General features: G+C 50.4%; 20 protein-coding genes. 1 reads left to right on the top strand and 19 read right to left on the bottom strand.

Features of this window, described 5'->3' with window-relative positions; translation table 11 throughout:
• Positions 1–8 precede the first annotated feature (8 nt).
• The 16 genes from rpsH to rpsJ all read right to left on the bottom strand — a co-directional run bounded on the left by rpsH (position 9) and on the right by rpsJ (position 7,120).
• The gene (rpsH, locus tag ROR01S_RS25290) at positions 9–401 is read right to left on the bottom strand and encodes a 30S ribosomal protein S8 (protein ID WP_004106343.1); all 393 of its coding nucleotides are present in this window, start codon (positions 399–401) and stop codon (positions 9–11) included.
• A gap of 33 nt (positions 402–434) precedes the next feature.
• Positions 435–740, bottom strand: a complete 306-nt coding sequence (gene rpsN / locus ROR01S_RS25285; RefSeq protein WP_002919667.1) for a 30S ribosomal protein S14 — start codon at positions 738–740, stop codon at positions 435–437.
• Positions 741–754: 14 nt separating this feature from the next.
• Positions 755–1,294, bottom strand: a complete 540-nt coding sequence (rplE, locus tag ROR01S_RS25280; RefSeq protein ID WP_001096206.1) for a 50S ribosomal protein L5 — start codon at positions 1,292–1,294, stop codon at positions 755–757.
• A gap of 14 nt (positions 1,295–1,308) precedes the next feature.
• Complete coding sequence (rplX, locus tag ROR01S_RS25275) at positions 1,309–1,623, bottom strand: 50S ribosomal protein L24 (protein ID WP_004106345.1); 315 nt, start codon at positions 1,621–1,623, stop codon at positions 1,309–1,311.
• Positions 1,624–1,633: 10 nt separating this feature from the next.
• Entirely contained in the window at positions 1,634–2,005 is a 372-nt protein-coding gene (rplN, locus tag ROR01S_RS25270) for a 50S ribosomal protein L14 (RefSeq protein ID WP_002919748.1), read from the bottom strand.
• Between the two features lie 161 nt (positions 2,006–2,166).
• The gene (rpsQ, locus tag ROR01S_RS25265) at positions 2,167–2,421 is read right to left on the bottom strand and encodes a 30S ribosomal protein S17 (RefSeq protein WP_004868357.1); all 255 of its coding nucleotides are present in this window, start codon (positions 2,419–2,421) and stop codon (positions 2,167–2,169) included.
• On the bottom strand, positions 2,421–2,612 hold the full coding sequence (gene rpmC, locus ROR01S_RS25260; protein ID WP_004868359.1) for a 50S ribosomal protein L29: 192 nt from the start codon (positions 2,610–2,612) through the stop codon (positions 2,421–2,423). Before rpmC ends, rpsQ begins: the two co-directional genes overlap by 1 nt.
• Positions 2,612–3,022, bottom strand: coding sequence for a 50S ribosomal protein L16 (gene rplP / locus ROR01S_RS25255; RefSeq protein WP_002919759.1), 411 nt, complete (start codon positions 3,020–3,022; stop codon positions 2,612–2,614). The genes rpmC and rplP overlap by 1 nt, the downstream gene beginning before the upstream one ends.
• Positions 3,023–3,034: 12 nt before the next feature.
• Positions 3,035–3,733, bottom strand: a complete 699-nt coding sequence (gene rpsC / locus ROR01S_RS25250) for a 30S ribosomal protein S3 (protein ID WP_002919766.1) — start codon at positions 3,731–3,733, stop codon at positions 3,035–3,037.
• A gap of 17 nt (positions 3,734–3,750) precedes the next feature.
• On the bottom strand, positions 3,751–4,083 hold the full coding sequence (rplV, locus tag ROR01S_RS25245; protein ID WP_002919773.1) for a 50S ribosomal protein L22: 333 nt from the start codon (positions 4,081–4,083) through the stop codon (positions 3,751–3,753).
• Positions 4,084–4,097: 14 nt separating this feature from the next.
• Positions 4,098–4,376: a 30S ribosomal protein S19 gene (gene rpsS / locus ROR01S_RS25240; RefSeq protein ID WP_001138115.1), complete on the bottom strand. Its 279-nt coding sequence runs from the start codon at positions 4,374–4,376 to the stop codon at positions 4,098–4,100.
• A gap of 16 nt (positions 4,377–4,392) precedes the next feature.
• Entirely contained in the window at positions 4,393–5,214 is an 822-nt protein-coding gene (gene rplB / locus ROR01S_RS25235; RefSeq protein WP_002919786.1) for a 50S ribosomal protein L2, read from the bottom strand.
• 17 nt (positions 5,215–5,231) lie between these two features.
• Positions 5,232–5,534: a 50S ribosomal protein L23 gene (rplW, locus tag ROR01S_RS25230; RefSeq protein WP_004868363.1), complete on the bottom strand. Its 303-nt coding sequence runs from the start codon at positions 5,532–5,534 to the stop codon at positions 5,232–5,234.
• Positions 5,531–6,136, bottom strand: a complete 606-nt coding sequence (gene rplD / locus ROR01S_RS25225; RefSeq protein WP_000424395.1) for a 50S ribosomal protein L4 — start codon at positions 6,134–6,136, stop codon at positions 5,531–5,533. The genes rplW and rplD overlap by 4 nt, the downstream gene beginning before the upstream one ends.
• A 10-nt stretch (positions 6,137–6,146) precedes the next feature.
• The gene (rplC, locus tag ROR01S_RS25220) at positions 6,147–6,776 is read right to left on the bottom strand and encodes a 50S ribosomal protein L3 (RefSeq protein ID WP_004868374.1); all 630 of its coding nucleotides are present in this window, start codon (positions 6,774–6,776) and stop codon (positions 6,147–6,149) included.
• 32 nt (positions 6,777–6,808) lie between these two features.
• The gene (gene rpsJ, locus ROR01S_RS25215) at positions 6,809–7,120 is read right to left on the bottom strand and encodes a 30S ribosomal protein S10 (protein WP_001181005.1); all 312 of its coding nucleotides are present in this window, start codon (positions 7,118–7,120) and stop codon (positions 6,809–6,811) included.
• A 379-nt stretch (positions 7,121–7,499) separates the two neighbouring features.
• Here rpsJ and ROR01S_RS25210 point away from each other — a divergent pair, with 379 nt between their 5' ends.
• On the top strand, positions 7,500–7,967 hold the full coding sequence (locus tag ROR01S_RS25210; RefSeq protein WP_004868376.1) for a prepilin peptidase: 468 nt from the start codon (positions 7,500–7,502) through the stop codon (positions 7,965–7,967).
• On the opposite strand, the gene bfr is transcribed toward ROR01S_RS25210, so the two are convergent.
• The 3 genes from bfr to ROR01S_RS26720 all read right to left on the bottom strand — a co-directional run.
• Positions 7,951–8,427: a bacterioferritin gene (gene bfr / locus ROR01S_RS25205; RefSeq protein ID WP_004868378.1), complete on the bottom strand. Its 477-nt coding sequence runs from the start codon at positions 8,425–8,427 to the stop codon at positions 7,951–7,953. The genes ROR01S_RS25210 and bfr overlap by 17 nt on opposite strands.
• 73 nt (positions 8,428–8,500) lie before the next feature.
• Positions 8,501–8,695 carry a bacterioferritin-associated ferredoxin gene (bfd, locus tag ROR01S_RS26725; RefSeq protein WP_004868381.1) on the bottom strand — a complete coding sequence of 65 codons (195 nt, stop codon included), beginning with the start codon at positions 8,693–8,695 and terminating at the stop codon, positions 8,501–8,503.
• Between the two features lie 179 nt (positions 8,696–8,874).
• A partial coding sequence (locus ROR01S_RS26720; RefSeq protein ID WP_072163719.1) for an EF-Tu C-terminal domain-related protein occupies positions 8,875–9,011 on the bottom strand: 137 nt, incomplete at its 5' end.

The raw sequence follows: 9,011 nt of genomic DNA, 5'->3' as shown, positions 1-9,011 counted from the left end.
TCCTCCGATTAGGCTACGTAGCAGATAATTTCGCCACCAAGACCAGCTTGGCGCGCTGCACGATCAGTCATAACACCTTTAGAGGTAGAAATAACTGCGATACCCAGACCCGCCATAACTTTTGGCAGCTCATCTTTACGCTTATAGATGCGCAGACCTGGGCGGCTGACACGCTGAATGCTTTCTACAACAGCTTTACCCTGGAAATACTTAAGAGTCAGTTCCAGTTCCGGCTTGATGTCGCCTTCAACTTTAAAATCTTCAATAAAGCCTTCTTCCTTCAGCACGTTGGCAATTGCCACTTTCAGCTTGGAGGAAGGCATGGTGACCGCAGCTTTATTCGCGGCCTGACCGTTACGGATACGGGTCAGCATATCCGCGATCGGATCTTGCATGCTCATCTGTCTTTACTCCCGTGATTCAATTGGTGACAATTACCAGCTAGCCTTTTTCAGACCCGGGATTTCACCGCGCATTGCGGCTTCACGGACCTTGATACGGCTCAACCCGAACTTCCGCAGGAAACCATGCGGACGACCTGTTTGACGGCAGCGGTTACGCTGACGAGACGGGCTGGAATCACGCGGCAGAGTCTGCAGCTTGAGAACGGCATTCCAACGATCTTCGTCGGTTGCGTTCACATCAGAGATGATAGCTTTCAGTTCAGCGCGTTTAGCGAAGAATTTATCAGCTAAAGCCACGCGCTTTACTTCGCGTGCTTTCATTGATTGCTTAGCCATTAAGTAACCCTACCTTACTTGCGGAACGGGAAGTCAAAGGCAGCCAGCAGAGCGCGGCCTTCTTCATCAGATTTCGCAGTAGTGGTAATGGTAATATCCAAACCACGAACGCGGTCGACTTTATCGTAGTCGATTTCTGGGAAGATGATCTGCTCACGGACACCCATGCTGTAGTTACCACGACCGTCGAAAGACTTAGCGGACAAGCCACGGAAGTCACGGATACGCGGTACAGCAATAGTGATCAGGCGCTCAAAGAACTCCCACATGCGTTCGCCACGCAGAGTTACTTTACAGCCGATCGGATAGCCCTGACGGATTTTGAAGCCTGCAACTGATTTGCGTGCTTTGGTGATCAACGGCTTTTGACCGGAGATTGCTGTCAGATCAGCTGCTGCGTTATCCAGCAGTTTCTTGTCAGCGATCGCTTCACCAACACCCATGTTCAGGGTGATCTTCTCGACCCGAGGGACTTGCATGACAGAATTGTAGTTAAACTCAGTCATGAGTTTATTAACTACTTCGTCTTTGTAGTAATCATGCAGTTTCGCCATCGTACTACTCCAAATTACTTGATAGTTTCGCTGTTAGACTTGAAGAAACGGACTTTTTTGCCGTCTTCGAATCTAAAGCCTACACGGTCAGCCTTGCCGGTTGCCGCATTGAAGATTGCAACGTTAGAAACCTGAATAGCAGCTTCTTTTTCAACGATGCCGCCTGGTTGGTTCAGAGCCGGAACCGGCTTCTGGTGTTTCTTAACCAGGTTGATACCTTCAACAATGAGCTTGCCGGAAGACAAGACATTCTTAACTTTACCGCGTTTACCTTTATCTTTACCGGTTAACACGATAACTTCGTCATCACGACGGATTTTCGCTGCCATGATTCGCTCCTTAGAGTACTTCTGGTGCCAGAGAGATAATTTTCATGAACTTCTCGGTACGAAGCTCACGAGTTACCGGCCCAAAAATACGCGTACCGATGGGCTGCTCGCTGTTATTGTTCAGAATAACGCATGCATTACCATCGAAGCGAATGACAGAACCGTCCGGGCGACGAACACCCTTCTTGGTGCGCACCACTACCGCCTTCAGCACATCACCTTTCTTGACCTTACCACGCGGAATTGCTTCCTTGATGGTGATCTTGATGATGTCGCCTACGCCTGCGTAGCGACGGTGCGAGCCACCCAGAACCTTGATACACATTACGCGACGTGCACCGGAGTTGTCGGCGACGTTCAGCATAGTCTGTTCTTGGATCATTTTAGTGCTCCGCTAATGTCAACTACTACTGAGACCCAAAGTCGGGCCGTTAAAAATCCCCATATCGAGGGCGCGGCATTATAACACCGGAAATCGGATATGGGTAGAAAAAATAAACGGCTCATCGCTGAGCCGTTTATCCGTTGAGAATGCAGGCTCTATTACAGAACTGCTTTCTCTACAACGCGAACCAGCGTCCAGGACTTAGTCTTGGACAGCGGACGGCATTCGTGGATTTCGACCACGTCGCCGATACCGCATTCGTTGTTCTCGTCATGTACGTGCAGTTTGGTCGTACGCTTGATGAATTTACCGTAGATCGGGTGTTTCACAAAACGTTCGATAGCAACAACGATGGATTTCTCCATTTTATTGCTAACTACGCGACCTTGCAGAGTACGGATTTTATCGGTCATTACGCACCCGCCTTCTCAGTCAGTAAAGTCTTAACGCGTGCAACATCACGACGCACTTGCTTCAGCAGATGAGTCTGTTGCAGCTGGCCACTTGCAGCCTGCATACGCAGGTTGAACTGCTCACGCAGCAGGTTCAGCAGCTCAGCGTTCAGCTCTTCAACGCTTTTTTCACGCAGCTCTTTTGCTTTCATTACATCACCGTCTTAGTTACAAAGGTGGTTTTGATAGGCAGTTTCGCTGCTGCCAGGCCGAAGGCTTCACGGGCCAGCTCTTCCGGTACGCCGTCCATTTCATAAAGGACTTTACCCGGCTGAATCAAGGCAACCCAGTACTCCACGTTACCTTTACCTTTACCCATACGAACTTCCAGCGGCTTCTCGGTGATCGGTTTGTCCGGGAATACACGGATCCAGATCTTACCTTGACGCTTAACTGCACGGGTCATAGCACGACGTGCTGCTTCGATCTGACGTGCAGTCAGACGACCACGGCCAACAGCTTTCAGACCGAAAGTGCCGAAGCTAACATCCGTACCCTGCGCCAGACCACGGTTGCGGCCTTTGTGCACTTTACGGAATTTTGTACGCTTTGGTTGTAACATCAGCGACGCTCCTTATTTACGGCCTTTACGCTGCTGCTTTTTAGGTTGAGCAGCCGGTTCCGGTTGTTCAACAGCAGCCATACCACCCAGGATCTCGCCTTTGAAGATCCATACCTTAACGCCGATTACACCGTAAGTGGTGTGCGCTTCAGAGGTGTTGTAGTCGATGTCAGCACGCAGAGTGTGCAGCGGTACGCGACCTTCACGGTACCATTCGGTACGTGCGATTTCCGCGCCGCCCAGACGGCCGCTAACTTCAACTTTGATACCTTTAGCGCCCAGACGCATTGCGTTCTGTACAGCACGCTTCATCGCACGACGGAACATAACGCGACGTTCCAGCTGAGAAGTGATGCTGTCAGCAACCAATTTAGCGTCCAGTTCTGGCTTACGAACTTCGGCGATATTGATCTGTGCAGGAACGCCAGCGATATCCGCTACGACCTTGCGCAGTTTTTCTACGTCTTCGCCTTTCTTACCGATCACGATGCCCGGGCGAGCAGTGTGAATAGTCACACGGATGCTCTTAGCCGGACGCTCGATAACGATACGAGATACGGACGCTTTAGCCAGTTCTTTAGTCAGGAACTGACGTACTTTAAAATCGCTGTCCAGGTTGTCAGCGAATTCTTTGGTGTTCGCGAACCAGGTAGAGTTCCATGGTTTGACAATACCCAGGCGAATACCATTAGGATGTACTTTCTGACCCATTGCTAGTCTCCAGAGTCTCAGCGATCGGACACAACCACAGTGATGTGGCTGGTGCGCTTCAGGATGCGATCTGCACGACCTTTCGCACGCGGCATAATGCGCTTCATGCTCGGGCCTTCGTCTACGAAAATTTTCGCAACTTTCAGATCGTCAATGTCAGCGCCATCGTTGTGTTCAGCGTTAGCAATGGCAGATTCCAGTACCTTCTTGACCAGTACAGCAGCTTTCTTGTTGGTGTAGGTCAGAATATCCAGGGCCTGCGACACTTTCTTACCGCGAATCAGGTCAGCTACAAGGCGAACCTTCTGAGCAGAAGAACGAGCATGGCGATGTTGAGCTAAAGTTTCCATCTCTTCCTCCTACCTTATTTCTTCTTCGCTTTTTTATCAGCAGCGTGGCCGCGATAAGTACGAGTCGGTGCGAATTCACCCAGTTTGTGACCAACCATTTCGTCGGAAACAAAAACTGGAACGTGCTGACGACCATTATGGACAGCGATGGTCAAACCGATCATGTTAGGAAAGATCGTTGAACGACGGGACCAAGTGCGCAGGGGCTTCTTGTCTCCGCTTTCCACCGCTTTCTCTACCTTCTTCAGCAAGTGCAGGTCAATAAAAGGACCTTTCTTGAGAGAACGTGGCATGGCTTATCCTCTAAAATTATTTGCTACGGCGACGTACGATGAATTTATCAGTACGCTTGTTGCTGCGGGTCTTCTTACCTTTGGTCTGCAGGCCCCACGGGGATACCGGGTGCTTACCAAAGTTACGACCTTCACCACCACCATGTGGGTGGTCGACTGGGTTCATCGCAGTACCGCGAACGGTAGGACGAACACCACGCCAGCGTGCAGCACCTGCTTTACCCAGTACGCGCAGCATATGCTCAGCATTGCCAACTTCGCCCAGAGTAGCGCGGCAGTCTGCTTCGACTTTACGCATTTCACCAGAACGCAGACGCAGGGTGACATAAGCACCGTCGCGAGCAACGATCTGAACGTAAGTACCAGCGGAACGAGCCAGCTGACCGCCTTTACCTGGTTTCATTTCTACGTTATGAACGGTAGAACCAACCGGGATATTGCGCATCGGCAGGGTGTTGCCTGCTTTGATTGCAGCATCAACGCCAGACTGAATCTGGTCGCCAGCTTTCAGGCCTTTAGGGGCCAGGATGTAACGGCGTTCGCCATCTTTGTACAGAACCAGCGCGATGTTCGCGGAACGGTTCGGATCGTACTCAAGACGCTCAACAACTGCCGGGATACCATCTTTGTTGCGTTTGAAGTCAACAATACGGTAAGCCTGCTTGTGGCCACCACCGATATGACGGGTGGTGATACGGCCATTGTTGTTACGACCACCGGATTTGCTGTTTTTTTCCAGCAACGGAGCAAAAGGTTTGCCCTTGTGCAGCTCAGGGTTAACCACTTTAACAACGTGGCGACGACCCGGAGATGTCGGTTTACATTTAACAACTGCCATTGTATTACTCCTCCGACTTACTCAGCGCCGCCAACGAAGTCCAGATTCTGGCCTTCTTTCAGGGTGACGTAAGCTTTTTTCCAGTCGCTACGACGACCGATACGCTGTCCGTGACGTTTAACTTTCCCTTTAACTACCAGGGTGTTAACGACTTCGACTTCGACTTCAAACAGTTTCTGCACAGCAGCTTTGATTTCTGCTTTGGTCGCGTCTTTAGCAACTTTGAGAACGATGGTGTTTGTTTTTTCCATCGCAGCAGACGCTTTTTCAGAAACGTGCGGTGCACGCAGCACCTTCAGCAGACGTTCTTCACGAATCATGCCAGCATCTCCTCAACTTGCTTAACAGCATCAGCAGTCATTACGACTTTGTCGAAGGCGATCAGGCTAACCGGGTCGATACCAGTTGCATCGCGTACGTCAACCTTGTGCAGGTTGCGCGCAGCCAGGAACAGGTTCTCGTCCAGCTCACCGGTGATGATCAGCACATCTTCCAGAGCCATGTCTTTCAGTTTCTGTGCCAGCAGCTTAGTTTTAGGCGCTTCAACAGAGAACTTCTCGACAACGATCAGACGATCCTGACGTACCAGTTCGGACAGAATGCTTTTCAGCGCGCCGCGGTACATCTTTTTGTTAACTTTTTGACTGTGGTCCTGCGGACGAGCAGCGAAGGTTACGCCACCGGAACGCCAGATCGGGCTCTTGATAGAACCTGAACGCGCACGGCCGGTACCTTTCTGGCGCCACGGCTTTTTGCCTGAACCAGTTACTTCAGCACGAGTCTTCTGAGCACGAGTACCCTGACGAGCACCAGCTGCATAAGCAACTACAACCTGGTGAACCAGCGCTTCGTTGAAATCACGACCGAAGGTAGTTTCGGAAACAGTCAGCGCGCTCTGCGCGTCTTTCAATACTAATTCCATTGCTATCCCCTTACGCCTTCACAGCTGGTTTAACGATCAGGTCGCTACCGGTTGCACCCGGGACCGCACCTTTAACCAGCAGCAGGTTGCGCTCAGCGTCAACACGTACTACGTCCAGGCTCTGAACGGTGACACGCTCATTACCCAGCTGACCTGCCATTTTCTTGCCTTTGAACACTTTGCCCGGAGTCTGGTTCTGACCGATAGAACCCGGAACGCGGTGGGACAAGGAGTTACCGTGAGTAGCGTCCTGGGTACGGAAGTTCCAGCGCTTAACGGTACCAGCAAAACCTTTACCTTTAGAGGTACCGGTTACGTCAACTTTTTTAACGTCAGCAAACAGTTCAACGCTAATGCTCTGACCTACGGTGAATTCTTCGCCGTCAGCAAGACGGAATTCCCACAGACCACGGCCAGCTTCTACGCCAGCTTTAGCGAAGTGACCAGCTTCCGGCTTGGTTACACGGTTAGCTTTTTTAGCACCGGTGGTAACCTGAATTGCGCGGTAACCATCGTTAGCCAGGTCTTTGACCTGAGCAACACGGTTTGCTTCAACTTCGATTACGGTTACTGGGATAGATACGCCATCTTCAGTGAAGATGCGGGTCATGCCCACTTTTTTACCGACTAAACCAATCATTGTTTCAACCTCTCAATCGCTCGATGACCTGATTAACCCAGGCTGATCTGCACGTCTACACCGGCAGCCAGATCCAGACGCATCAGAGCATCAACGGTTTTCTCAGTTGGCTCAACGATGTCAACCAGACGCTTGTGAGTGCGGATTTCGTACTGATCGCGCGCATCTTTGTTGACGTGCGGAGAAATCAGAACGGTAAAGCGCTCTTTGCGGGTCGGCAGCGGGATCGGACCACGGACCTGCGCACCAGTGCGCTTGGCAGTCTCGACGATTTCCGCGGTTGATTGATCGATCAGACGATGATCAAACGCTTTAAGACGGATACGGATTCTTTGGTTCTGCATGAGACCAGAGCTCCAATTATTTATAGACGAAATGGTTACTCCTCATACCCATTACGATTGATGGGAGAGTGTAACCGTTCTTACATAGTTCCCCAATTGGGAACATTGTTTGATAGCTAAAAGCTCTATCAGGGTTCATATCGAACCAGCCTGCCAATTTTGACAGGCCCGCGCATTATACGCAAATTCGGGCTCGACGCAAGTGCTGCATACAAAATCAGCAATCATTTTTGCGTGCCGCGACGAGCGGGCATAGAAAGTAGTGAAAACTGAGTTAATACCGCGGATGGCCCCTCGCGATAATGAATACGGGCCTTTGCTATCCCTCTCTTTTTCGACCAGACTCCGCGCATATCCCCATCGCCAGGGAACCTTATCGATGATGCCCCTCTTATTACTTCTCTATAGCGGTCTGTCGCTCGCCCTCTGCTGGTACGATCTGCGCTACGGCCTGCTTCCCGATCGCCTGACCTGCCCCCTGCTCTGGAGCGGGCTGTTCTATTATCTTTACTACGCTCCGCTACAGCTGGAGTATGCCGTTGGCGGCGCCATCGGCGGCTATCTGGCTTTCACGTGCCTCTACTGGCTCTATCGGGGGGTTCGCGGTTATGAAGGGCTTGGCTATGGCGATGTCAAATTTCTGGCCGCACTTGGCGCGTGGCACGGTTGGCAAATGCTGCCGCAGCTGGTTTTTATGGCGACGGTCTTCGCCGGTGGAGTCATGCTGCTATTGATGATTCTCGGGAAAGTACAGCGCTCATTGAACAACCCGCTGCCTTTTGGCCCTTTTTTGGCTGCAGCGGGTTTTTGGTGCGGGTGGCAAACGCTAGTCAGTCAGCCACTTTGATTTGTGACTGGAGATAGTTTTGCAGTCCTAATTTACCAATCAGATCCAGCTCCGTTTCCAGCCAGTCAATATGGCCTTCTTCGTCTGTCAGGATTTCAATAAGCATGTCGCGACTGACATAGTCATGGACGCTGTCGGCATAAGCGATCGCCTCACGTAGATCTTTTGCGCCTTCGAGTTCCAGTCGTAAATCAGATTGCAGCATCTCCTCGACATCTTCACCGATGCCCAGCTTGCCAAGATCCTGCAGATTGGGGATACCTTCAAGGAAGAGAATGCGCTCGATGTACTTATCGGCGTGTTTCATTTCATCGATGGATTCATGATATTCAACATCATTGAGGCGCATCAGGCCCCAGTTCTTGAACATTCTGGCGTGAAGAAAGTACTGATTTATTGCGACAAGCTCATTTCCCAACAATTTATTGAGATAACTTATGATTTTGACATCACCTTTCATTATATAGTCCCTCCGCTTCCACTTATTGAAGCGTAGTTCGGGCTATAAAGATGTCAAAGAAAAGCCTGAGCTCTTAAGCGCTCTCCTGGTATTCCGGCATGCGGGTTAATTCATCTTCCATAATCTCACGGGCGGCACGGACACATTTACCGCATTGATTTCCAACAGGAATGAATTTGCGCAATTGCTGAAAAGACTGTGGATGAAATTGACGAACGGCCTGACGAATTTTTTTATCGTTTACACCATTACACAAACAAACGTACATACCGACTCCCGTTCAATTTATGCTCAAAAGTGTAAATGAGAATAGTTATAATTACAATAGTGCGTTGATTAAATACTCAAAGAGATGTTCTTTTTTCATACAAACATGATTTTGCTCGACGCCAGATGACGAGCAGCAAAAAGGGCGCCGAAGCGCCCTTTTTCATTCAGAACTAATAATTAGCCCAGAACTTTAGCTACAACGCCCGCGCCAACGGTACGGCCGCCTTCACGGATTGCGAAACGCAGACCGTCGTCCATCGCGATCGGGTGAATCAGGGTAACAACCATTTTGATGTTGTCGCCCGGCATTACCA

It is taken from the genome of Klebsiella ornithinolytica NBRC 105727 = ATCC 31898, from assembly GCF_001598295.1.
Classification (GTDB): domain Bacteria; phylum Pseudomonadota; class Gammaproteobacteria; order Enterobacterales; family Enterobacteriaceae; genus Klebsiella; species Klebsiella ornithinolytica.
Note: the sequence above shows the minus strand (reverse complement) of the source record. Positions and strands in the feature narration are given on the sequence as shown.

Bases quoted from the DNA above. Each gene is read 5' to 3' on its own strand.
- rpsJ (WP_001181005.1), bottom strand. From the start codon at position 7,120: ATGCAGAACCAAAGAATCCGTATCCGTCTTAAAGCGTTTGATCATCGT.
- rplP (WP_002919759.1), bottom strand. From the start codon at position 3,022: ATGTTACAACCAAAGCGTACAAAATTCCGTAAAGTGCACAAAGGCCGC.
- rpsQ (WP_004868357.1), bottom strand. From the start codon at position 2,421: ATGACCGATAAAATCCGTACTCTGCAAGGTCGCGTAGTTAGCAATAAA.
- rplW (WP_004868363.1), bottom strand. From the start codon at position 5,534: ATGATTCGTGAAGAACGTCTGCTGAAGGTGCTGCGTGCACCGCACGTT.
- rpsN (WP_002919667.1), bottom strand. From the start codon at position 740: ATGGCTAAGCAATCAATGAAAGCACGCGAAGTAAAGCGCGTGGCTTTA.
- rplV (WP_002919773.1), bottom strand. From the start codon at position 4,083: ATGGAAACTTTAGCTCAACATCGCCATGCTCGTTCTTCTGCTCAGAAG.
- rpsS (WP_001138115.1), bottom strand. From the start codon at position 4,376: ATGCCACGTTCTCTCAAGAAAGGTCCTTTTATTGACCTGCACTTGCTG.
- bfr (WP_004868378.1), bottom strand. From the start codon at position 8,427: ATGAAAGGTGATGTCAAAATCATAAGTTATCTCAATAAATTGTTGGGA.
- rplN (WP_002919748.1), bottom strand. From the start codon at position 2,005: ATGATCCAAGAACAGACTATGCTGAACGTCGCCGACAACTCCGGTGCA.
- rplB (WP_002919786.1), bottom strand. From the start codon at position 5,214: ATGGCAGTTGTTAAATGTAAACCGACATCTCCGGGTCGTCGCCACGTT.
- ROR01S_RS25210 (WP_004868376.1), top strand. From the start codon at position 7,500: ATGATGCCCCTCTTATTACTTCTCTATAGCGGTCTGTCGCTCGCCCTC.
- rplC (WP_004868374.1), bottom strand. From the start codon at position 6,776: ATGATTGGTTTAGTCGGTAAAAAAGTGGGCATGACCCGCATCTTCACT.
- rpsH (WP_004106343.1), bottom strand. From the start codon at position 401: ATGAGCATGCAAGATCCGATCGCGGATATGCTGACCCGTATCCGTAAC.
- rplX (WP_004106345.1), bottom strand. From the start codon at position 1,623: ATGGCAGCGAAAATCCGTCGTGATGACGAAGTTATCGTGTTAACCGGT.
- bfd (WP_004868381.1), bottom strand. From the start codon at position 8,695: ATGTACGTTTGTTTGTGTAATGGTGTAAACGATAAAAAAATTCGTCAG.
- rpsC (WP_002919766.1), bottom strand. From the start codon at position 3,733: ATGGGTCAGAAAGTACATCCTAATGGTATTCGCCTGGGTATTGTCAAA.
- rpmC (WP_004868359.1), bottom strand. From the start codon at position 2,612: ATGAAAGCAAAAGAGCTGCGTGAAAAAAGCGTTGAAGAGCTGAACGCT.
- rplE (WP_001096206.1), bottom strand. From the start codon at position 1,294: ATGGCGAAACTGCATGATTACTACAAAGACGAAGTAGTTAATAAACTC.
- rplD (WP_000424395.1), bottom strand. From the start codon at position 6,136: ATGGAATTAGTATTGAAAGACGCGCAGAGCGCGCTGACTGTTTCCGAA.